Origin of the sequence: Winogradskyella psychrotolerans (genome assembly GCF_018860565.1) — a bacterium.
GTDB classification, from domain to species: domain Bacteria; phylum Bacteroidota; class Bacteroidia; order Flavobacteriales; family Flavobacteriaceae; genus Winogradskyella; species Winogradskyella damuponensis.
The window spans coordinates 605,586-629,661 of the sequence record NZ_JAHKPS010000022.1; the positions used below are offsets into that span (position 1 = coordinate 605,586).

General features: G+C 32.4%; 19 protein-coding genes and 1 tRNA gene. 9 read left to right on the forward strand and 11 right to left on the reverse strand.

Annotation, left to right across the window (positions count from 1 at the left end):
* Positions 1-34: 34 nt before the first annotated feature.
* The 4 genes from KO504_RS11600 to KO504_RS11615 all read left to right on the forward strand — a co-directional run bounded on the left by KO504_RS11600 (position 35) and on the right by KO504_RS11615 (position 3,381).
* Positions 35-1,228, forward strand: coding sequence for a response regulator (locus KO504_RS11600; RefSeq protein WP_215927024.1), 1,194 nt, complete (start codon positions 35-37; stop codon positions 1,226-1,228).
* A 21-nt stretch (positions 1,229-1,249) separates the two neighbouring features.
* Positions 1,250-1,741: a glycosyltransferase gene (locus KO504_RS11605; protein WP_215927026.1), complete on the forward strand. Its 492-nt coding sequence runs from the start codon at positions 1,250-1,252 to the stop codon at positions 1,739-1,741.
* Between the two features lie 7 nt (positions 1,742-1,748).
* Positions 1,749-2,714, forward strand: a complete 966-nt coding sequence (locus tag KO504_RS11610; protein WP_215927028.1) for a type I phosphomannose isomerase catalytic subunit — start codon at positions 1,749-1,751, stop codon at positions 2,712-2,714.
* A gap of 91 nt (positions 2,715-2,805) precedes the next feature.
* Positions 2,806-3,381 (forward strand): PhnA domain-containing protein, encoded by a 576-nt coding sequence (locus tag KO504_RS11615; RefSeq protein ID WP_215927030.1) that lies wholly within the window; start codon positions 2,806-2,808, stop codon positions 3,379-3,381.
* Here KO504_RS11615 and KO504_RS11620 read toward each other — a convergent pair.
* Complete coding sequence (locus tag KO504_RS11620) at positions 3,378-3,518, reverse strand: hypothetical protein (RefSeq protein ID WP_215927032.1); 141 nt, start codon at positions 3,516-3,518, stop codon at positions 3,378-3,380. The two genes, KO504_RS11615 and KO504_RS11620, sit on opposite strands and share 4 nt — an antisense overlap.
* A gap of 365 nt (positions 3,519-3,883) precedes the next feature.
* Here KO504_RS11620 and KO504_RS11625 point away from each other — a divergent pair, with 365 nt between their 5' ends.
* A complete protein-coding gene (locus KO504_RS11625; protein WP_215927034.1) occupies positions 3,884-4,210 on the forward strand; it encodes a hypothetical protein in 327 nt (108 codons plus the stop codon).
* Between the two features lie 100 nt (positions 4,211-4,310).
* Here the strand turns inward: KO504_RS11625 and KO504_RS11630 are convergent, their stop codons facing one another.
* Positions 4,311-4,778 carry a YybH family protein gene (locus tag KO504_RS11630; protein ID WP_215927036.1) on the reverse strand — a complete coding sequence of 156 codons (468 nt, stop codon included), beginning with the start codon at positions 4,776-4,778 and terminating at the stop codon, positions 4,311-4,313.
* A gap of 344 nt (positions 4,779-5,122) precedes the next feature.
* Positions 5,123-6,223, reverse strand: a complete 1,101-nt coding sequence (locus KO504_RS11635; RefSeq protein ID WP_215927038.1) for a DUF4407 domain-containing protein — start codon at positions 6,221-6,223, stop codon at positions 5,123-5,125.
* Between the two features lie 169 nt (positions 6,224-6,392).
* Between KO504_RS11635 and KO504_RS11640 the strand changes: the two genes are divergently transcribed.
* Together KO504_RS11640 and KO504_RS11645 are read left to right on the forward strand one after the other, a co-directional pair.
* Positions 6,393-7,760, forward strand: a complete 1,368-nt coding sequence (locus KO504_RS11640) for a T9SS type A sorting domain-containing protein (protein ID WP_215927040.1) — start codon at positions 6,393-6,395, stop codon at positions 7,758-7,760.
* A 75-nt stretch (positions 7,761-7,835) separates the two neighbouring features.
* Positions 7,836-8,903 (forward strand): TIGR03032 family protein, encoded by a 1,068-nt coding sequence (locus KO504_RS11645; protein ID WP_215927042.1) that lies wholly within the window; start codon positions 7,836-7,838, stop codon positions 8,901-8,903.
* Between the two features lie 141 nt (positions 8,904-9,044).
* Here KO504_RS11645 and KO504_RS11650 read toward each other — a convergent pair whose 3' ends face one another.
* A complete protein-coding gene (locus KO504_RS11650) occupies positions 9,045-11,942 on the reverse strand; it encodes a M56 family metallopeptidase (protein ID WP_215927044.1) in 2,898 nt (965 codons plus the stop codon).
* A gap of 2 nt (positions 11,943-11,944) precedes the next feature.
* A complete protein-coding gene (locus tag KO504_RS11655; protein WP_215927046.1) occupies positions 11,945-12,310 on the reverse strand; it encodes a BlaI/MecI/CopY family transcriptional regulator in 366 nt (121 codons plus the stop codon).
* A 100-nt stretch (positions 12,311-12,410) separates the two neighbouring features.
* On the opposite strand from KO504_RS11655, the gene KO504_RS11660 reads away from it, so the two are divergent.
* Positions 12,411-13,820 carry a M28 family peptidase gene (locus KO504_RS11660; protein WP_215927048.1) on the forward strand — a complete coding sequence of 470 codons (1,410 nt, stop codon included), beginning with the start codon at positions 12,411-12,413 and terminating at the stop codon, positions 13,818-13,820.
* On the opposite strand, the gene KO504_RS11665 is transcribed toward KO504_RS11660, so the two are convergent.
* Positions 13,821-15,209 (reverse strand): dipeptidase, encoded by a 1,389-nt coding sequence (locus KO504_RS11665; protein ID WP_215927050.1) that lies wholly within the window; start codon positions 15,207-15,209, stop codon positions 13,821-13,823.
* A gap of 237 nt (positions 15,210-15,446) precedes the next feature.
* On the opposite strand from KO504_RS11665, the gene KO504_RS11670 reads away from it, so the two are divergent.
* Positions 15,447-15,528, forward strand: a tRNA-Leu gene (locus tag KO504_RS11670).
* Between the two features lie 85 nt (positions 15,529-15,613).
* Here KO504_RS11670 and KO504_RS11675 read toward each other — a convergent pair.
* The 5 genes from KO504_RS11675 to KO504_RS11695 form a co-directional block, all read right to left on the reverse strand.
* Positions 15,614-16,510: an aldose 1-epimerase gene (locus tag KO504_RS11675; RefSeq protein WP_215927052.1), complete on the reverse strand. Its 897-nt coding sequence runs from the start codon at positions 16,508-16,510 to the stop codon at positions 15,614-15,616.
* A gap of 237 nt (positions 16,511-16,747) precedes the next feature.
* Entirely contained in the window at positions 16,748-17,914 is a 1,167-nt protein-coding gene (locus tag KO504_RS11680) for a glycoside hydrolase family 53 protein (protein ID WP_215927053.1), read from the reverse strand.
* A gap of 147 nt (positions 17,915-18,061) precedes the next feature.
* Positions 18,062-20,932 (reverse strand): alpha-amylase family glycosyl hydrolase, encoded by a 2,871-nt coding sequence (locus KO504_RS11685; protein ID WP_215927055.1) that lies wholly within the window; start codon positions 20,930-20,932, stop codon positions 18,062-18,064.
* 69 nt (positions 20,933-21,001) lie between these two features.
* Positions 21,002-22,135 carry a SusF/SusE family outer membrane protein gene (locus tag KO504_RS11690; protein WP_215927057.1) on the reverse strand — a complete coding sequence of 378 codons (1,134 nt, stop codon included), beginning with the start codon at positions 22,133-22,135 and terminating at the stop codon, positions 21,002-21,004.
* Positions 22,136-22,151: 16 nt separating this feature from the next.
* Positions 22,152-24,074, reverse strand: coding sequence for a RagB/SusD family nutrient uptake outer membrane protein (locus KO504_RS11695; protein ID WP_215927059.1), 1,923 nt, complete (start codon positions 24,072-24,074; stop codon positions 22,152-22,154).
* Positions 24,075-24,076: the final 2 nt, after the last annotated feature.

Here is a 24,076-nt window from a genome sequence, read left to right on the forward strand (position 1 = left end):
TTTGTGCTGTAAATAACAAATAAAAACAATTATTATGAAAGTTTTAGCCATAGATGATCAACAGTTAGTATTGCTTCCGCTTGAGAAACGATTATTAGAATTAGGATACGAAGTAAAGATTGAAACGGATGCATCAAAAGGATTAGAATTATACGATACGTTTCACCCAGATTTAGTTATTGTAGATGTCAATATGCCAGGTGTTTCGGGTTTAGATGTTGTAAAATACATCAGAATTGCAAAGCACTCTGATACACCAATTATGATTTTATCTGGAAATACTAAAGATGATACTATTACTGAAGCTTTCGAATTAGGGATTAACGATTATATGAAAAAGCCGTTAAGTCTCAATGAAATCTGTGCTAGAGTAAAACGATTAATAGGTGTACCACAAATAGATAATGCGATTCATTCTAATAGCAATGTGATGATTCAACAACGTTGTGTTGGAGTTGTTATTCCTTGTTATGACGAAGAAGAGCGATTATTAAGTAATGAGTTTTTGAATTTCGTTGATGAAAACTCAGGATATCATTTGTGTTTTGTCAATGATGGTAGTAAAGATAAAACCTTAGAAGTGCTCCATGAATTACAAAAAGGAAGAGAAGATTTTATAACGGTTTACGATTGTGAAAAGAATGGAGGCAAAGCAGAAGCTGTACGTTTAGGAATGCTTCATATGGCTAAAAAAGAGGATTTAGATTATATAGGATTCTTAGATGCAGATTTATCTACGGACTTAACCGATTTTGATGATTTAGTCAAGACGATTGAAAATTCAGATTTTAAAATTGTGAGTGGTTCTCGTATTTCTAGAATGGGAGCAGATATCACTAAAGAGTCGGCCAGAAAAATAATCAGTTTAACCATCAACTTTATTATTAGAAAAATCTTAAGAATGGATTTTAAAGACACACAATGTGGTGCTAAAATTTTTAGTAAAGATGTTATTGGTATTGCGTTCGCTGAAAAGTTTGTAACACAATGGATTTTTGATGTGGAAATCTTTAAAAGAATGACTATTCATTTCGGACTTAAAAAAGCAAAAGCAATGCTTTGTGAACAACCTTTAAAACGTTGGATTCATGCAGATGGTTCTAAATTATCGATGAAAGATTCTGTAAAAATTGTTGGGCAATTAGCGCAAATAGCTTGGGTGTATCGCTCTAAAAAGGAAAACATAAAAGCAACAGCATCAAACAACTTAAAGGTAGCCTCTTTATAATCTTTATTAAATGCCTTAATCATGAAAACAGGTATCATTATAATCTTTCATAATAATGAAAAAGAAATGGACACGGCATATTTTATTGAACAAATTAAGCAGACTTCAAATTTAGAATTGTGTTTAGTTAACAATGATAGTAAGGATAATACCTATGATTTGTTAAAGGATATAAAAGACGAGTGTAATAATGTTTCTATAGTTAATGTTAGAAAGTTTAAGTCAGATATAGCTGCAGTAAAAGCAGGCGCAAGATTTATGTTTAGTGAATTTGATTTAAAGCATTTAGGTTATGTTTCTATTAATATGTTAAACATTAAATACCATGGGTTAAATGGTTTAATTGAAGTTATAACTGAAAATCAAGATGCGATTTTAAATTATAAAATCAAGACTCTAAAAAAGAAACAAACCTTGTTTCAAAGCTTATTTTCATTACTGGATTATTTAAAAAAGCTCACAGAAAACAACCACTTTATTAACCTTCAATATGAAAACAATCTTCTAAAATAAAAAACTCATGCAAGCATATCCAATAAAATTTAGTCCAATATTAAAAGAAAAAATCTGGGGAGGCGAAAAGCTTTCTAACATTTTAAATAAAACATCAGATTCTAAAAATCTTGGTGAAAGCTGGGAAATTTCTGGAGTAGAAGATAATATTTCAATGGTTTCTAACGGGCTTTATAAAGGCAAATCCTTAAATGACCTTATTAAATCTTACAAATGTGAGTTCCTGGGAAAGGATAATATTGCTGCTTTTGGTGAAAACTTCCCGCTATTAATTAAGTTTCTAGATGCTAAAACAAGCTTATCAGTGCAAGTACATCCAGATGATGAAATGGCAAAAGCAAATCATAACGCTTTTGGTAAAACCGAAATGTGGTACATAATGGATAGCGATGATAATGCTGAGATTGTTTTAGGATTAAAAGAAAATGACTTAGATAAAAATGTATTAGGTGATATTAACGCTTCTAATGTTAATGCGATTTTTAACACAGAAAAAGTAAAACAAGGCGATAGCTATTTTATACCAGCCGGAAAAATACACGCTATTGGTGCAGGTGTTTTAGCAGCAGAGATTCAGCAAACCAGCGATATAACTTATCGTGTTTATGATTGGGATAGAACAGATACTAATGGTCGTCAAAGAGATTTACATACAGCAGCTGCCATAAAAGCGACCAAATCGTTTCCTTCTAACGGAAAACGTAATTACCAATTAGAAGCAGATAAAACAAGTAATTTAGTGGATTGTGATTTTTTTACAACAAATATTTTTGAAGTGAAATCAAATCAAAAGAGAGATTATAGAAATTTAGATTCGTTTGTTATATTTATGTGTGTTGAAGGCACTACTGAAGTAACTATAGGTAATAAAACCGAAATTGTAGCTATGGGTGAAACCATTTTAATACCAGCAAATACTGATGCTGTAACCTTTAATTCAGAAGGGTCAAAACTCCTCGAAGTCTTTATATAAACGAGTTTGTGCTATAGTTGTAAAAGGCTTTCTGAAAAAAGGAGAAAAAGTCTTAATTAATTTTACATTTGCATAATAATTATACTTTATTATGTCATTAGAAAGAGAACTACAAAAGCGCAGTGGCTCCAAATGTGAGCTTTGCGGCAACGAAGAAAAATTATCGGAATATACAGTTTCGGATATTAAAGAAAACGGATTAAAAACAGTTCTATATGCATGCAATGTGTGTACAGAGCAAATGAACGATTCAGATGCTATTGACGCCAATCATTGGAGATGTCTTAACGATAGTATGTGGAGTGAGCACGATGCCGTAAAAATTATGGCTTGGAGAATGCTAAACAGAATAAAAGCAGACTGGACACAAGATTTGTTAGGTATGATGTATATGGAAGAAGACATCTTAGAATTAGCAAAAGCCTCTGGAGATGGTGAAGATGAAGAGAATAAATTAATTCATAGAGATGTTAATGGTGTTATCTTAGAACATGGAGACTCTGTAGTTTTAATAAAAGACTTAAAGGTTAAGGGTTCTAGCATGGTAGCTAAACAAGGTACAGCCGTTAGAAATATAAGATTAGATCACGAAAATGAAACCTATATTGAAGGTAGAGTAGATGGACAGCAAATTGTTATTATTACAGAATACGTTAAGAAAACTTAATCCGAATCTTTTTTGTTAAAAAAGTCAAAGCTTAACGGAATTAAACACACCATAAATAAGTACTGCCCAGTTACTAAACCATAAATTGTAATTCCGGCCAGTAGTACCATTAATATTACTTTGTACTTGTATTTCATGTGTTAGTTTTTATTTTTTATAACGTTATATCTTGTAAAAATAGAAATTTTGCGGTGTACTTATATAAAAATATACGGTTTCATAAGTGTGGTTTCTAAACTAGGAAATCTAAATACGCATTTTGATATGCTTGATTATAACTGATTTATCCTTTATTTTTCCTACATTTTTGTTGTTAAAAAACGTGTAGTTGGTCGAAAAAATAGACAGACCTATTCGAATAATCTAGTCAAATTACCATTTATCGATTATATGGCTAGTGACCTAAGGATATGTTAGATATTGTGGTCATCCCTCTAAATAATAGCACAAGTTTTACTGATTAATAGCTCAAATTAGTATTAACAATTTAACATTATTTATTATGGATTTAGAAATTACAAACTACAATAACCGCTATCAAATAAAAGGAACTTTAAATAAGTTAAGTTTAAAAACTTTTAATGAGCATTTTGCTAACATTTTTGATAAGTTAGACGACGTGTTACTAGATATAGAGCGTGTAAAAGGTATAGATAGAGCTGGAGTTATGGCATTAGCTAAACTGCATAATGAATCTATTACTAAATCTAAACGATTATCTATTATAGGATTAGGATGTAAAGAATTATATCAGCATTTTAAATCTGAAGATCAACCACAACGATCAGAAGAAAATGATACAATGGCTAGTGCTATTGTAGCAGCTTAAGTCTATTTCTATTATACATTTAATAAAGTGTTTCCAATTCATTTATGGTGATAGATAAATGTTTCGGACACACTTTATTTTTTAATGTTCACTTGTGTTTTTAGCAAGACATATCAGCTACAATTTTCCATTTCCCATTTATCTTTTTGAAGATAATAATGAATACTCCATTCGCATCACCAATTTTACGTTTTAGGTGATACTCACCCATTACCCAATAATTATCTCCTTCAATTTTTGAAATATCATTAATAACAAATTTTAGCGTACCACTTTCTGATTTTGTAGGATAAGCTTTTTTATAATTAGCTAATGTTTGCTCCCATCCTTTGGTGAGTCCATTACTTCCGTAGAATTTTAGTGAATCACTTTTCCAATAGCCTTGCATAAAACCTTCCATATCGTGATTATTCCACGCGATTTCTTGGTCGTGCATTACTAAACGTATGCCTGCCTCAGCAAGTTCGTTAGATTTACTTTTGTGCGTTGTTTCTGTGATAACATCAGCCTTTATACTAATACAGCTAAAACATGATAAGGCTATGGCAATGGCGGCAAAATATTTCATAAGAATTGGTTGTTATTTATCATCTAAAAATAAGAACAATTTAGAGAACACTATTTAAATTAATTTTCGCGGTTTGTTCAGGGAATAACTAAACACCCCTAAGAGCTTCGCTCGGTAGTTTCAAAACAAAAAATATTTTGTTTCTCACTAATCCTCTAGGGGACAATCCACTCAATATAAATTATTAGAAAATTACAATTTAAAAAATCAATGGATAGACGGTTTACGATGAAAGCAAAAATAGTCTAGGTTACAATTGTCCCCTTGAGGGGACTTTAGGGGTGTAACATTATAGTTTACAGGCTAAAAAAGATTGATTAAACCTTAACAAGTTTAAAGGCGTTTTATAAAATACCCTTTTGTTGTTTTAAAAACGCATCTGCTTGATTTTGCATGAGAATTCTTGCCTGCTTTCGCTTATAGTTCATCACCGCTTCTTCATCAGCAATTTCAGTGTAGACTTTATTGTTAATTTCATTATCGGTTTTTAAAAGGAGTTTACGTTCAGCAACCTTTTGCATGGTCCACGTTTTAATTGTTGTTTCTTGGTCTTGTAATCTATAATCAAATTCTCCTTTTGGTGTCAATAATTTTGCAATGATTGGTGAGGTCTCAATAGCTAAAAACAAAAGAAAAATAAAAAAGGACGGTAGCCAAGGTAATTCACCCAAAGCGGTAATACGTGCCATAAGACCATCAAAATTATCAATAACAGGCTGTGTCTTTGTAATATTAGTGGTGTAATCTTTTTGAAGCATTGCTATTTGTGTTTCAATCGCTTCTATTTTTGTTTTATTATCGGATTTTAACTGTTGTAATTCGGCCAAACTAGCATCATGTTTATCTCGTTTTTCTTTATAAACAGGCCCTTTTCCTAAACGTTTAGAGCCAGCGGTGCCTTCGGCTTCCGAAATGTAAGTATTGTATAACCCATTGACTTCTGCTTCTTTTAAGTTTATTTGAGCGTTTAAGCCTAAAATCTCATTTTCAAGTTCTGCAATTTTAGGATTAAACTGTTTAGCGATTTGGTTTTGATTGGCTAGAGTTAAATCATTTTTTTGCTCTAAAAGCACTTGATTAATTTCTTTTTCAAAAATCTTTAATTCTAAAGGTTTTGAAATGACTATGGCAATAATAAGTGCTAATAAAATTCGAGGTGTAGCTTGAAGAATTTCGTCTAAAATATTGTCGCGTTTTTTAATAGTTGAAACAATATAACGGTCGAGATTCAAAATGAGTAACCCCCAAATTAATCCAAAAAATATTGAAGTATAGAGATTGTCAAAAACGGTAAAGAGCGCATAGCTGGCAGCTATAGTTGCCATAACGGCTGTAAAGAAAACGGTAGCTCCAATACCAGCATATTTGTTCTGTTCGCCAATAGAACACTTGTTTAAAATATCGGTGTCAGCGCCAGAGCAAAGGATAAAGAATTGCTTTAACATAAGTGATTGATTTTTGATTGATTACCTATTAGAACGCTAAAAGTTTCCATTTGTTACAATAAATGGCTAATTTGGATGAAAATTTGTCATCGTATTGTATTTGATAATGATGATTTATTAATAGAATTTAGCGAAATACAGATTTATAACCAATCATAAAATACGAGAGATGAAAAAACAATTATTCATTAGAAAAAAGCGTCAATTCCGAGCTTTGCTTAAGCAAATTGAGACTTTGAAACAAGAAGGGTCTTGGGGGGATTTAGCTTCTAAAACGCAAACCAATTTATTACATAAATTAAACAGACTTTATAAAGTATTGAAGTCGCATTTTACATTCTCAGAATGGAGACGATGGGTGTACCCAAGTTTTGCGATGTTAGGTTTTTTATCCATGTCAAATTCACTTTCAGCGCAAACACTAAACACGTTTGAAGCAGGTGTTGTATTGCAATCAAACGGAGCTGATATCAATGCTGCTGCGGCAAATCCTACTTTTGCAGATTTAGATAACGATACAGATTATGAACTGTATTTAGGTCAGTTTGGTGATGCTGCAATTATTGTAGAAAACTATGGAGAGTTTGATGTTAATACGATGGAGTTTGGTGCGCCAACAGGTTTAATAAATGCTACAAGTTCAAGTTGGTACGATTATAGTTCTCCTGTATTTGCTGATTTTGATGCTGATGGTGATTTAGACCTTTTAGTGGGTGTTTATGGTGGAGGTATAGATGTGTTTCTTAATGACGGAAATAATGCTTTTACATTTGATTCAGCATTATCAGCAGACGGATTAGCTATTAGTGCTGGTAACGAAGCAAAACCTGCAATTGCAGATTTTGATGGCGATGGTGATTTAGATTTAATTGTTGGTGTACATACAGGTACGCTTTCGTTTTTCGAAAATACAGCAGGTTCAGGTAATGCAATGGTTTTTGCAGCAGGAGTAAACGTTCAAGCTAATGGAGTAGATATTGCTTTTGAACCCAATGGTCCTGTTCAAGCTTATCCATCACCAGATTTTGGAGATTTAGATGAAGATGGAGATCTAGATTTAATTGTTGGTGAAAATGCTGGGTTTGTAACTTTCTTTGAGAATACAGCAGGCGCAGGTAATGCTATGGTTTTTAATGCAGGTGTTAAATTACAGGCAGCTGGAGTTGATATTGAAACAGGTCTTGCCACAGTAGCGGTTGTAGATTTGGATAAAGATGGTGTCGTAGATTTGGTTATAGGAGAAGCTTTAGGTGATGTAACTTTCTATAAAGGAGTGAGTTCTAATTTAAGTGTTTCAGACTTTGATAGTCAAGCATTATTACATATATTTCCTAATCCTGTAAAAGATGTTTTTACTATTGAAACAAGCCTTGAAATCAGTAGCGTAGAGCTATTTGATATTTCTGGTAAACAAATAGAAATTCAACTGGCAAACACTAATGAAGTTGATATTTCTAATTTGGCTTCAGGTATTTATCACATTAAAATTTATGATAATAACAACAGAACGACGACAAGAAAACTAATAAAAAATTAATTTTCATTTTTAACTTTTAATAAGATGCTACTCTAATTTGGGGTAGCTTCTTTTTTGTTTAAATATTTACAAAGAATGAATCCAGAACAACCTATCTCACCATTTCAATTAGAACATACACCTCAAGTTCCTGAGCTTTTATATAAGTTACAATGTAGTATTGTCCTTTCTACTTTTCAAGCTGGTAAAATTGTGACATTATCTCCTATCAATGAAGATAGAATAACACAATTGGCTAGGAATTTTAATAGACCCATGGGTATTACTTTTACAGATAATTATGAAAAATTAGCTATTGCATGTGAAAATGAAGTTATTCAGCTTAAAAACTCAGAAATACTAGCTAAAAACTATCCTAAGAAACCCAATACGTATTCTAATATGTACTTTCCTATGAGTACAAATTATACAGGGAAATTAGATTTACACGATTTGTCGTACGGAACAGACAACGAGCTATATGCGATTAATACCTTGTTTTCTTGTATCTCTACGTTTGATAATGATTACAACTTTAAGTCATATTGGAAACCTGATTTCATTACTGAATTAAAACCTGAAGATAGATGTCATTTAAACGGTATGGCGATGAAGGATGGTAAGCCAAAGTATGTCACAGCATTTAATACCGGAAATACAGCCAAGAGTTGGCAGAAAGATTTAACTAAAACAGGTGTGTTAATAGATGTAGACACTAATGAAATTATTTTATCTGGTTTAGGTATGCCACATACACCAAGATTTATAAACGGAAAACTGTATTTGCTATTATCTGCAACTGGTCAATTGGTAGAGGTTGATATTGAAAACAAATCGTATACAGAAGTTATTAATTTAAATGGCTTTGTAAGAGGGATGTCTTTTTATAAAGATTATATATTTATTGGTCTCAGTAAGTTACGTCAAAACTCCTCTAGTTTTGCACATTTAGATGTCGCAAAATTTTCTAATTATGCAGGAGTTGCTATAGTCCATTTACCAACTAAGAGCTATCAAGGGCTATTAAAATACAAAACATCAGTAGACGAAATCTACGATTTAGAGATTCTACCAGACTTTTTACGGCCTAATATTTTAAACAATTTCACTGAAACGCATAGGCAAGCTATACTTGCAGACGATAGCTGTTATTGGATTGGATAATGTCGTTTTTTTAAGAAGAATAGCAATATAAGAATTAACGGTTAGAATTAAACAATCCATATACTTAATATCAATGCATAGAAAAGCCTCGGTAATCGAGGCTTAGCTTATTCTATGTTATGGTTTTTAAACCTTAATAATTCAATCCGTGACAGTAATAACCATAGGTGCTATCTTTGAGTTAGAACCATCTTTGAGCGCAAACAGAGCAAGCAGATCATCTTTTTTTGCATTTTCAAGATTTTTTATAGCATCAATATCTAGCATATCACTCTTTATATACTGCGTTGGTTTACCAGGAATTTTAAACTTAAATTCGGTTACTTTTCCATTTTTAGTACTGAGTATTATATCCTTAATCTCATTTCTTGTCAAAGCTATTTTTCCTGTTTTAATTATTTCACCATTAACAATTGGTAAGATACTTTCTTGTTTTTGAGGCTGAGGGTCTTCTACAACTTCGATGATTTCTCCACTTTCGGTTTTAAATTTATAAGTTTGCTTTTGTTTAGTTGATGGAACTGGTGGAGCTGGTGGTGGAGGCAGTCCTTCCGATTTCTTTTGTTGCTCTTCTGTCATTAGGTTATAAATGCCTGTGAAGTATTCATAATGTTCTTTTTTAACCATGAGATGGTTGCCATTTGGGTCTTTTAAACTTTTAACCCAATTATTGTATGCCTCAATTTGGCTGTCACTTACCTTTCCCGTTTTAATAGTTGGTGGTGGAGGCGGAGGTGGGGATTGAGGAAAAGGTTCAGCAATTTTTTTCTGTTCCGTTGTCATAGAATTATAAATACGCTTGTGTTTGTCAACATCTTTTTGTCTAACGATAGGGTAAGTGTTTTTATTAGGGTTTGCCTTTGCCTTTGCGACAGCAGTATTTATTTTCTTAGCCCAAGCATTATATTCGGCGATTTGTTTTGCTGATGGTGTTTGTTGGTCTGAAAAATGGCTTTCAATTGCAAAAGGCGTGTTGCCTTTAGCTCTGTTTATTTCCTGATTTGGTGTAACAATGCGATAAAATCCGTAATCTTGAAGTGAATTGTAGATAAACCATGTTTCCTTATTAGAAATTTCTTTGGTAGATTTTACATGAATATTCATCATATTATTTCGAATTTCAGGCGTAATGTCTTGATGTAATTGATTAAATACATCTACAAATGTGCGTTTCGTTGCTTTAATACCATCAATTAAGTAAGAATCGTTATTTAAAATTTTTAGCTCAATACTTCTAGCGTAGATTTTCTTATTCTCAGCACTAGATAGTTTTACTATATAGTTACCATTAGAATCTTTTTGGGTTGTCATTTCTGTACGCTTGTCCTGATGGTTTGTGGCAATAGATTTTGCTTCTTTAGCAGAAATTTTTTCATCATCTAAATAGAAAGACGCACCTTCTTGTTCCATTTCAATAATGTATTCTAAAAAAGAAGGGTTGTATGTACGCTCGGTATCTCTTATGTTTGGACCTCCTTTAGATGTTTGTTGCGTTGCAGGTGCTGGAGGTGGAGGTGGAGGTGCTATTTGAGATGCATCTGCTTGAATCATTTTAAAGTTGTACTTTTTAATTAAAGATTTAACGTCTTTAATGATTTTATATGAGTTTTCTGTACCATCATATTTAATATAAACAGCTCTAGACTTATCAAAAGATTTCGATAATGTTTTTAGTTTAGATTCAATATCTGAAATTGATTCTTGTTCGTCATTTATTAATAAATCTCCTTCCCTATTTATTAGAATTACCATTATAGGTTTCTCTTGGATTGAAATGTAAGATTGAGAGTTTTTAGCAGGAGGTGGAGGTGGTGGTAAAGTGGCTTTTTCTTCAGCTGTTAACTCCTTATACTTTTTGTAATATGTTTTATCTTTAAGTGTAATCTGAACATAAGGTTTAATAGGTGAAATAGGTCGCTTTACTTTTGCTTTATTCTCTTTAGACATTCTAAAGTATATACCTCCTAGATCTGAGAACAAATCTTCCATTTGATTTTTTTCTGATTCAGATTTGTGGATATAATGTGGTTTATCATTTCTTAAAATTTCATATTGGTTGAATTTTTCCAAATAAATTTCAACAATATTGTCTCCAACATACTGATGCTTATAAACATCTACTTCTTTTAATTCCTCTTTAATAGCATCAGCAATATCTGTTGTTTCTTTTTCAACATATTCTTTTTCAGCAAAACTGTAAAAAAGAATCGCAATAATTGGCAATACAAATAAGGTACTTAGCCAAATTCTGGTTTTTGATGTTTGTGTTTTCATAACTGTAAATCGTTTTTTGATTGATGAATAATTGATGGCACTCGATAGGTGATGATTTTGAGTGTTTGATGAAAATTGTAATAAGATGTTCTGATAGGTTTTAGCATCAGAACCATGTTTTAAAACGGCTTGATCTGCTAAAAATTCGTGATTGAGTTTTACATGATGTTTCAAAATGTAAATTAAGGGATGAAACCAAAATGCAATTTGAAGTAATTCTAAAATAATAATATCTAAACTATGCAGTTGCCTGGCATGCGTTTCTTCATGAAGCATTACTTCTTTTGGGATGTTATGAGATTCGTATCGATTTTTATTATAAAAGATATATTTAAAGAATGAATGCGGAATGAGATGTTCTTTTAATAGAACATAAACAAAAGAACGTTTGACTATATTCTCATTGGAAGAAATTCTTTGCTGCATTTTTACGATATTAATCACAAATCGAATTGAAAATAGCAAAACACCAATACCATAAATAAACCAAAGTGTAGTTTCTAGATTAAAAAAGGACCTGTCTTCAATAGGCATTTCAACAAATGACGGTTCTATTGGGATAAATAGTGGTGCAGTTTCTAAATTGCTAATTACAGGAGCAATGTATTCTGTTACTGTTAATGTTGGAATAATTAAGGCTAGAGCGACTGTTCCTAAAAGATAAAAACGTTTAAAATGATGCATGTTTTGCTGCTCTAAAATAAGAACATATACTAGCCAGAATACTAACAAACAAGCCGAAAATTTTAGCACAAAGATTTCCATGATTATTTATTTTTAATTTCTTTATCTATGATAGCCTTTAAAGCTTCAAGCTCTTCTTTTGTTAGATCCGTTTTACGCGTAAAAAAAGAGGCAAATTGAGAAGCGCTATCATTAAAAAAGGTTTTAATAAGCCCATTAACATGTTTAGAAAAATAATCTTCTTTTTTAACTAGTGGATAATACTCTCTAGATTTACCATAGGTTTTATAATTTACAAAGCCTTTGCCAATCATGCGTTTAAGTAGTGTTGCAACAGTTGTTGTTGCTGGTTTTGGTTCAGGATAGCTATCTAATAAATCTTTCATAAACGCTTTTTCCAGCTTCCATAAATATTGCATTAGTTGTTCTTCGGTTTTTGAAAGTTGCATGCTCTACATTTTTAGAATTAACTCTACAAATGTAGAATTAAAAAATGAATTATCAAAATTTTCAATTCTTGAGGGTTCTAATTGGCTATATTTGCTAAGTATGAAAACCCAAGTTTCAATGAATTTTAGAGTTATTTTCCCCTTTTTAGTAGCATTTCTTTTTTTTAATGTTTCATTTTCACAATCTATTCAAAACATTATAAATGAAGTGAGTAACGCTAATTTACAATTAACGGTTAATGAGCTTACTGGCGAACAACCTGCAGTAATTAACGGAACCTCACAAACAATTATAAGTCGTGTACAAAGTTCTAATGATTTGGCTGCAAATTATATTGAAGAACGACTTGCAGCTTTTCCAAATCTTACGGTTGAGCTTCAAAATTTTAATACAACAGGAAAAAATATTATTGCAACACAGCTAGGTAAAACCAATCCAGAAAATATTTATATCGTATGTGCGCATTATGATTCTGTTGCGGCATATTGTGCAGATGATAATGCTACAGGTGTTGCAGCTGTTATAGAAACTGCAAGAATATTATCACAGCAATGTACAGATAATACTATTGTTTATGCCCTTTGGGATGAAGAAGAAATAGGTTTGCGAGGTGCTAATTATTACGCAACGCAGGCAGCAGATGAAACTAACGGAAACACTAGAGATAATATTTTGGGTGTGATAAATATGGATATGATTGGTTATGATGGTGATGCACCAGGAACCACAGGTGATAATGATTTTGATATTGATGTGCGTAATATTTCAAATTCTCTTGAGATAAAAGATGATTTATTAACCATTTTAAATACGTATACACTAGACTTAAATGCTATAGTTGTTAATCCAGGAACAACTGCAAGTGACCATTCTAGATTTTGGAATCAAGGCTATCCTGCTGTTTTAGTAGGTGAGTCATGGGAAACGGATGATGTAACCCCTAATTATCATTCTTCTAATGATAGAGCAGAGGATATCGACTTTCAGTATATGACAGAATTGACCAAACTAGTCACAGCTTATATGGCAACAAAATCTGGATTGCTAGCATTAAATAATACAGTTACAAAAGTAGGCACCAATTTAATTGCAAACGAGACTTCTGCGACATATCAATGGTATAATTGCGATACTGAAACTGAGATTTTAGGTGCAACTAATCAATTATTTTCTCCAACAGCCAATGGTAATTATGCGGTAGAAATTTCTACTGGACTTTGTACAGAAATAAGCAATTGCATTACTTATAATGCCTTATCTACTGAAGAATTTACAGAAGAAGACCTCTCATTTTATCCAAATCCTGTAACTTCAGTTTTAAATATTGACAATCTAAAACAAAAAGAACTCATCATTACAGTGAATGATGTTTCGGGTAAAATGATTTACAAAAATACCTTTAGACAAGGAAGCTTTGAAATTGACTTTAAAAATAAACCTTCTGGTGTTTATTTTATTAATGTTGTTTCTAAAACAAAGGCTTCTACCTTTAAAATTGTAAAAGATTAATTAGCTTTTTAATTCTGTAAAATATTTATAAAACCAAGGAATAGTTTCAATACCTTTAAGGTAGTTCCACACCCCAAAATGTTCATTAGGTGAATGAATAGCATCGCTATCTAAGCCAAAGCCCATTAAAATAGTTTTACTTTTTAGCTCTTGTTCAAAAAGAGATACAATAGGAATACTACCACCACTTCTTTGAGGAATTGGTGATTTTTCAAAAGTTTGTTCATAAGCTTTAGAAGCCGCTTTATAACCCACACTATCAATTGGAGTAACATACCCTTGTCCACCATGATGAGGTGTAACTTTTACTTTGACACCATTAGGCGCAATGCTTTCAAAGTGCGATTTAAATAATTGTGTTATGTCTTCCCAACCTTGATTTGGTACTAAGCGCATAGAAATTTTTGCATAGGCTTTACTTGCAATAACTGTTTTAGCACCTTCACCAGTATAGCCACCCCAAATACCGTTGACATCTAATGTAGGTCTAATTGAATTACGCTCGTTGGTAGAATAGCCAGCTTCCCCATAAACGGCATCTATATCTAATGATTTTTTATACGCATCTAATGAGAATGGAGCTTTTGCCATTTCTGCACGTTCTGTATCTGAAAGATTTTCAACCTTATCATAAAAACCAGGAATTGTAATATGGTTGTTCTCATCGTGAAGCGATGCAATCATTTTTGTTAGTACGTTAATTGGATTTGCTACTGCTCCTCCATAAAGACCAGAATGTAAATCTCTATTTGGTCCTGTAACTTCAACTTCAACATAACTTAAACCTCTTAAGCCTGTAGTAATTGAAGGAACATCTTTTGCAATCATCCCTGTATCTGAGATAAGAATAACATCATTAGCGAGTTTTTCTCTGTTAGATGCCACAAATTTTGCCAAGTTAACACTACCAACTTCTTCTTCACCTTCTATCATAAATTTCACATTACAAGGTAATTCATTATTAGATGTCATATATTCCATGGCTTTCACATGCATATACATCTGGCCTTTATCATCACAAGCACCTCTTGCGAAAATAGCTCCTTCAGGATGTAGTTCTGTTTTTTGAATCACGGGTTCAAAAGGAGGTGAGTTCCATAAATCTAAAGGATCTGGTGGCTGTACATCATAATGACCATAAACTAAAATAGTTGGTAAATTTTTATCTATTATTTTTTCACCATATACAATTGGATATCCTTCGGTTTCGCATATTTCAACATGGTCGCATCCTGCTTTTTCAAGACTAGTCTTAATAGTATCAGCAGTTTTTAGGACATCAGATTTGTAAGCTGAGTCAGCACTGATAGATGGGATTTTTAAGAGTTCAATAAGTTCGTCTAAAAATCGTTGTTTATGTTCTGTTATATAAGAATTAATACTTTGCATATGTATTTTGGTTTGTATCAAAAGTAAGAATTATAAGAGTAATAAATTAATGAGATAGGAATTTTAAGTTTTTATTTAGAAAAAGATTTAAAATAAATTAAGACTTAAAACCACTAGAAATGCGGTTATTCTAAGAATATGAGAAATATTATTTATTGATTTGTAATTCTTGAAAATTTACTATTTGTATATTCAAACTATTGTTTATATTTGCAACCCAATATTTATTGGATAGTTGCAGGCGTGGTGGAATTGGTAGACACGCTAGACTTAGGATCTAGTGCCGCGAGGTGTGAGAGTTCGAGTCTCTCCGCCTGTACAAAGAAGAAAAGACTCTAATGTTTCATTAGGGTCTTTTTTATTTTAACGAACTTCAATTTTTGTTGAAACTCAACGTATTGCTATTATTTAGTATGGCATTTAATTTCCCAATCTAGACTATAGGTTTTTTCAGGTTCTAAAATTTGTAAACCTATCTTATTATTAAAACTATCTGATACTCCTGTCATGGGTTCAATAGCTATTGTATTAGCTCTTGAAGGTGTGAATAATTGTAAAAAAGTTTCGCTTGACGATGTATGTATTTCCATATCGTAACTTGGCGTTGTGAATTTTACCGTATTAGTATTTAAAATAAAACAGTCGTCTAAGGTTTTGTTTTTAACTTTAAATGGTTCTTCGTTTTTAAAGTCTTTGACTCTTGTTGTAATTAATTTGTTATCTAAAATCAATTTTTTATTACTATCAAACTCTAAACTACTTTCATATAAATTTTTACTTATAAAATAAGGATGCCAACCCAAAGTGAAAGGAAATGCTTTTGAGTCCGTATTCTCTAATAAAACATTCAGTTTTAATCCATCTTTATTTAGAATGTAATTTAACCGAATGGTATACGTAAAGGGGAACCCTTTAGGTTTGTTTAATTCTTCATACTCAAGTTGTATTGAAGCTTCATTTTCTGATGCGTTTTTGTTTAAAATTTTAAATGTTTTATTGTAAACCAATCCATGTATCGCATTATTTTCTTCTTCCTGATTAATTTCTAATTGATAGTCTTGATTATTATAAGTGTAAAACCCATCTTTAATTCTATTTGCAAAAGGGAATAGTATAGACGACGCATACATGTCGTTATATTGTAAAGGAGATAGGTCTTCTATTATTACAGTATTATTTATACATAATTCTTGTAAACTTGCTCCATCATTTAAGGCTATTTTGGCGTAAGAGGAGGTGTTACTATTTGTTAACTTAATATGGTTTGACTGGCTGTCTTTTATGTGTTCTATTTTGTACATTTTGTAGTGTGATTGTAGATTGTTTATCTATTTCCCCTTCAAAAGGTCCATACATTTCCTAATTGTTAAAAATGATTACCGTTTCTTATTTAGAATTGTCAAAGTTTAAAAATTTCAGATTTGGATTGTTATTAAATGTCTAGTTTTTTTACATATGAAAACTTCTCTTGTTTTGGTGTTAGAAATAAATGCCAATAGCTGATTTAAATATAAATGAGAAGTGAACTCGGATTATACTTAGTCATTTAATGAAGCATTATAAAATTTCATACCAAGAGTAGCTTGGTTATTGTTGTCAAATAATGTTGCATTATCCCAATGCGATCCTTGTGCCCATAAGGTAGAACAATCTGTAGAAACCCAAGCAGGTTCCCAATAGACTAAACCCTGTCCGCCAGCATTTTTAATAACTAATTTTAATTGATTAAGATAATCTAGTTGACCTTGTTGAGAAGCAGGATAACCATTAATAAGGGCATCAGGCCCTAAAATATTATTGGCATTATCTACATTATTTAAAGTAAAAGGATATGCTGTTTCTACAATCATTAATTTTTTGTTGTACGTGTTTTTTAGAGTTGTAAGTGGTGTTTGTACATCATCTAAGCTGTAATCAGACCAAATAGGGTAATATGAAAGTCCAATCCAATCAAAATCTATAATACCATTAGCAGTGGCTTGCTCAAACCACCAAAGTCCGTTTTCTGGTTGTGCAATATGAAGCATTATTTCAATGGTTTCATTGTTATCATTTGCCATTGTTCTTACAGCTTCAATGCCTTTATTAATTAAATGTGAATTTCGATTCCAATCTATAGGCCAAACTAAATCACCATCCTGAAGAATCATAGAATTAATCTCGTTACCAACTTGTACTATATTAGGTAATAGGTTTTCATTAGATAATTCTACTAAGGTGTTATAAGTGTAATTATATAGTAAATTTCCTAGGGCTTCAGTATCGTTTATAGAATTAATCCAAGCTGCAGGTATTTGTTGCTGAGTCGGGTCTGTCCAAGTATCGGAATAATGAAAATCTAAAAGTACCTTCATGTTGTGGCTTTTAGCGTGCATAATGGACCGTTTTACATCTTGTAGATTAGAATAGTTGGTCCACGTAGGATTATGCCATAATCGTAAACGTATCAGATTTGCTCCTTCATTTTTAAAAATTGAATACGGATCTTTTTCAATCCCGTTACTGTTTTTATAAATGGCGCCACAGTCTTCCATTTCATTCACATAAGATAAGTCTGCGCCATAATAAAATGCAATAGGAGTGTCTAGTATATCATCTGAAGAATCCATAGTAGAATTGCTATTGTTACATGAAAGATTAAAAAGAATAGCGATGATAAAAAGAAACCAATAATTTTTTTTTAATGCTGAATTTAAAACTGTCATGAAATTGATTTTTTATAAACCGTAGGCCAATTTATGGATTATGATAATTACACCCTAGAAGTAGCTATTAGTTTTTGCTTTAAAACATACCACAAAAAAAGAGTTTCTCGCTAGAGAAACTCTTTTATGCTCAAAAAAGACTCAATTTTAGAGCTTGACTAACTTAGTTGTTTTAATTTGGTTATTATTGTTTTCTACTTTTACGATATACATTCCTGTATTTAACTGAGAGATATCAAAACTATCTGTTCTGTTAAACTCACCTTTATAAGATTTAACTAGTTTTCCTGTTAAATCATAGATTTCAATATCAGAAACATTTGTACTTACATGAAAAGAAGTTGTAGCAGGATTTGGATAGATTGAAAATCCTAATAGAATTTCTTCATCTATACTTAATGCTTCAGCTTGTTTATTTCCTAAGATTCTGAATTGACCAGCAGGAATTGTTATTGTAGTTGTTGAGTTACTTACAGTTGTATTTCCTGATGGGTCCATTAAATCGTACCAAGTCGCGGTAACACCAGAAGGGAAATTAGTGTTCACAGTTTGAGAAACAACATCAAAATTAGCTAGGATAATTACATTTCTTAATTCTGTAGAAGGAATTGTAGTATCAAAAATATCAATTCTTGGAGTAAAATCTCCAGAAGTAATGCTATAGTCACCTTCAAAAACAGGTTCATTAATTTTAAGGGCATGTAGCCTAGACCAATCATTGTAGATTTCGCTTCTAAGTGCGTCGGTTATCCAGTTATTCGTCCATTGAGGTTGAGGTTTAGTATCTAGTTTACATCCATCATTGTTATAAGTACCATTAAAACATGTAAATATTGAGTTTTCCATTCCTAATTCACCAAAATGCCAAATCATTTTTGGTCCAGGAATCATTACAGATACGGCGCCTAATGCAGACATTCTGGATAAAGCCGTATTTAGATCTCTAACGTCATGTGAAGAATTACTATTATTTCCATATTGTAAATTCTTGTACATTAAACGTTCTTCATCATGACTTTCAGCATAACCAACAACTCTTGGTCCGTTAAAGCCTGAATGAGCTGTGTGTCCCATTCTGCTAATGTTTTTATTACCACTTTGTCCCATTGTAAGTTCATTATAAACGGAATTCATAATGCCCCACATCATAACTCCTTTACCTTCATCGAGACGATAATTTGCCCATTCTTTTTCTTCGTTATCTTGTCCTAAATGTTCGAAAATAACATAATGTGTTGGGTCTACGCTCCAAGAAAAATCAGCATATTGTTTTAAGATATCTACGCGGTCTTGTTGATAGCCATTGGTACAACCGTCATCACTAGAGGCACAATTTTGTGTAAATCCTTTGGTTAAATCCCAACGGAAACCATCAATTTTAAACTCTTCTATCCAATGTTGTACAACACGTTCAGTGTAATATTGGGTTCTTGATTGTTGGTGATTAAAGTCTGAACCAACACTATAACTGTGTGTAGCCACTTGATTAAAATAAGGGTTCTCACTACTAGGTTCTCCCCAGCCATCACCATCTGGATCATCCATCCACATTCTATTCATTGGGTTTCTTCCAAAAGCATGGTTAAGTGCTAAATCTAATATTACAGCAATGTCATTTTGGTGGCATAAATCAACAAATTCTTTGAATTTTTCTTCAGTACCATAAAATTTATCAAGAGCCATATGAAATGAGGTATTATATCCCCAACTTTCGTTGCCTTCATATTCCATTATAGGCATTAATTCTATGGCATTAATATTTAAGTTTTTAAAATAATCTATCTTATCAATTAAATCTTGAAAATTTCTATCTTGATCAAAATCACGTATTAATACTTCATAGATAATTAAGTCTTCCTTTTTAGGTTTTTCAAAATTTGTTACCTGCCAATTGTATGGTGTCTGACCTGTTTGTAAAACGGTTACTTCACGTTCTTGACCACTAGGATAATCGGGTAAGTTAGGATACGTTGATGCCGAAATATATGGATCATCAAAAGGCGATAATACTAGAGTAGAATAGGGATCAGCTGTTTTTACTAGTTTTGGTGAATTTGTAACAGGTGATATTGCACCAACCCAATACTGATAAGTTTCAATTTCTCCAGATGTTAAGCCTGTTAGCTCTAACCAAAACTTACTAGTAGCAGTATCTTTTTTCATTGCATAAGAACTCGTGGGAGTCCAGTTATTAAAGCTACCAGCGACATAAACAAAGTCTTTATTTGGAGCATCTATAACTAAAGTTGCTTTTGTAGGATCATTAGGATTATAATTAATACCATCTTCCATATTTGCAGGCATGGCAGTCGGAGTTGTATTGTTTACTATAATTGTAAACTGTTTTGTAATAGTTGATGCTCCTTGTGTAATTACTAATTCGCAAAATTGATTTTCAGTTAAGCTTGAAAATAAATAGCCATTATAAAACGTGGTATTATTTTGCGTATGAACACTAGATCCATTTGCAAATAGTTCATAATTAGCAGGTCCTCCAGTGTTTTGAGCTAAAATTTGAGTATTAGCACCACTATCTACTACAATTATTCCATTTCCACTTGGAGAAGGGTTAATCATGTTCACTTGAAATGCTCCAATATTAAAAATAAAATTGGTACAACCCGTTGCTTTTAGTTCTTGGGTACCATCAGCATTTCTAAACACCATTCCCATTTTAGTAACAGTGCTTTCTTCTGCACTAGTTAAGCTAAAATACGTATTAGGTGTAAAAGTAATACTCCATGTACCATCTCCATTATTGGTCATTTCACCTATACCATCATCTTGTCCCCAGTTTCCGACTACAGCTATTCCATATTCGTCAGAATCGTTACCAACTCCTAAGTGGGCATAAACTTTTGTTGGATTACTGATACCATTACAATCTGTTTCGGTACTATTTATATCTACTGTTATTGTTAGAGACTGATCAACAATTATAGGACTTGGGTTGGTTGTAACTTGTGCTAAGGCTACTAAAGGAAGCAGCAATAAAAAATTAAGTAATATTTTTTTCATAGTATATTTTTAAAAATCTAAAAAAGGCTATGATAATTCATAGCCTTTTTTGTTGTTATTAAAATTAAATTATTCTACAGGTATTAGGATATAACCACCATCTAGATCGTTAAACCAAATGTTGTAAGTACCTCCTGTGACAGGTATATTTGCGCCATCTTGAGTACCAAAACCACTATTAGCAGTATCGCTACCCCAATTTATAGGCCAATCATTATCTGCTCTGAATTTTAATTCACCATCTACTAATTCTACACCGTTAATATTCCAAATGTGTGGGTCAAAAGTTGATTGCGTCATGTCTGTATCTGCATCCCAGCCACCTGGTGTTGAATCTCCAATAATACCAATAGTTGTTTGTGTAACTGCAGCAGATGCATCATAAGCTTCTAAACTATAAGTCATGTCTTCAATGTTTATAGTAAATGAATAATAACCATCTGTAGCTATAGGAAATGCAGAAGGATCTTCTCCTGTACCGTCATTTACAGCAGCTTCGCCAGTTGCAGCACCAACACCCCATTGTGGTTGCCATTGTCCTAAAGTTTCTAGTAATTTAAATCCTTCACCTCCTCCAACAAAATAAGCTTTATAGCTATATATGTTTTCGTTATCAGGATGTCTAATTATAGCTGGGTTGTTATTGTTTTCACTCCAACCTGGTGCAGTTGCATCACCAACTAAGAAAAGATTTTTTAACGGCTCTTCCACAACAACATCATCTCCACCAATAAGTCTTAGTGTTAAGGCTTGTGCTTCAGAAATTATATCTAAAGAATTTTCTGTACCAACAGAAGCTTTAACTCTAAAATAAACATTTCCAGTATCTGGCATGTCTTCAGTACTAGGGTCACTATCTAAGCCTGCTTCCTCAGCATATTCTAATAAATTACCTATAGTAACAGCATAGTCATTTTCACCTGTAGTACCTACAACTTCCATGTCACTAAAATCACCAGTGATAGATTTTTGTAATTCATAGTTGATACTTGTTTCTATATCAAAATCAGCATCATTCCAAGTGAAACGCTCACCTAAGTTTCCTGCAGCAGAAGGAATTAAAATATATTCTGCTAAAAATGAATTTGTAAAGGCTAATTCACCGTTTGGTTGCGCTGTATATGTTAAGCTGTCATCGCTTTCACATGCATTAAAGCCAATTACTGTTATTAGCAATAAAGCTAGAAATTTTATTGTTTTCATTGTTTTATTTATTTTATTAATATCCTTCATTTTGAATTAAATTAGGGTTAGTTAAAATGGTATTAGTAGGAATAGGGAATATGTTCCTAAATGGGCTCACAGATGTTCCATTTATTTGATTTCCTTTAAATGGCCATAGGTAATTGCTTGTTGTAAAATAATTATAACGGATTAAATCGGTACGTCTTTGACCTTCCCAATATAATTCTCTAGAGCGTTCATCCAATACAAAATCTAAAGTTAAATCGCCAGAAGAAATATTTCCGCTAGTATTGCCATAAGCTCTTTCTCTTAATTCATTTATATTGTCAACAGCTGTTGCTAAACTACCTCCGCCACCTCTTAGATGAGCTTCTGCATAGTTTAAGTATATTTCAGCAAGACGAATAATAGGCAAGTCTGTATCCACAAATTCCCCAGTTCCATCATTCCCCTGATTACCATTAGAATCAATATTTTTAAACTTGGTTACTGCATAGCCTTGATCAAATGGAGGAATATTTTCAATTTCTAAGCTTTGTCCGTCTGTATAAAACATGGCTCTTTTATCTCCTTCAGCAACAACTTCAGTAAGCTCATAAGTTAAATTGTCTAGATCAAAAGTAACTAAGTACGTACCTGCGGTTACTTCAATATTTGCTCCACCTGCTTCTAATATACCATCAGCATCATTATCTCCATAATTAACACCCCAATCTTCGTTAAACCTGAATTTAAAGAATCCATCAGCTAACTCTATATATATAGCATATTGATTTGTTGAAGTTTCATACATTTCTATATCAGCATCTTCATCAGGATTGCCATCTTCATTTGGATCTCCCCAATTATTTAAATCCCCTACTAACCCCCAATCAGATAAGGTACCGCCAAGACTACTGTTTAATGCTGGAAGATCAATTTCTCCAGTTTCAAACTTTTCCACTAAAGCTTTGGTTGTTCTGTAACCTCCCCAGCCACCGTTAACTCCTGAAGCTAGTGGGTCCATACTTCCTCCAATTGAACCATGAACTAAAAATGTTGAACCACCATAGGTTTGAGACTGTATACCATCAAAGTTTAAAGCGAAAATAAATTCGTTTTGTGAACCATTACTACCATTATCTGCTAAAAATAGCTCATCATAAGCAGAGCCGTTTCCATTAAGATCAGTGGTGTTTATAATGTATGATGAATTTATTACGTTTTCAGAATATGTTACGCAGTCTGAATAGCGAGGTGTACCTGTCCATACTTCAGCATTCAAATATAATTTAGAAAGTAATGCCCATGCAGCTACTTTGTCTACACGTCCATATTCATTTGAATCTAATAGTAGATCTTGAATATCTAATAATTCAGATTCTACAAAATCAAATAATTCTGTTCTAGAGCTTTGAGATGGTAATTCAGTTGCAATTTCTGTGGTTAAAGGCACATTTGCATAAAAATCTATAAGATTATAGTATGCAAAAGCTCTTAAAAACCTTGCTTCAGCAATAAAACTTTGGGCTTCTTCACTTGGTAAAGCTGATGCATTTTGAATAAAGGCATTCGTGAAAGATACCTCTTGTGCTAGACGAAGATACATAGCTCCCGTAAAGTCATTGCCAGCAGACCAATATAAACCATGTAAATCTGGTAGTCCTGCATCACCCCAACCTACAACAGCATGGTCTGTAGTTAATTCATTTAGATTGAATAACATACGTGTGTATTGTGAAAACCCTTCATCAATTCCTGATATATCAGCATCTCCAGCAGGACCTTTCTGCCCAGTTAATGCTAAGCTGGCATACAATTTAGCTAATGCATTTTTCGCTTCCGCTGCATTAGCAAAAACATCTTGCTCTGTAAAACTATCTGGATCAATTGGGTTTTGATCTAAATCATCATGACATGAGGTCATAAAAAATGAGATAGAGACGATAAAAATTAGTTGTTTCATTTTATTTTTCATAA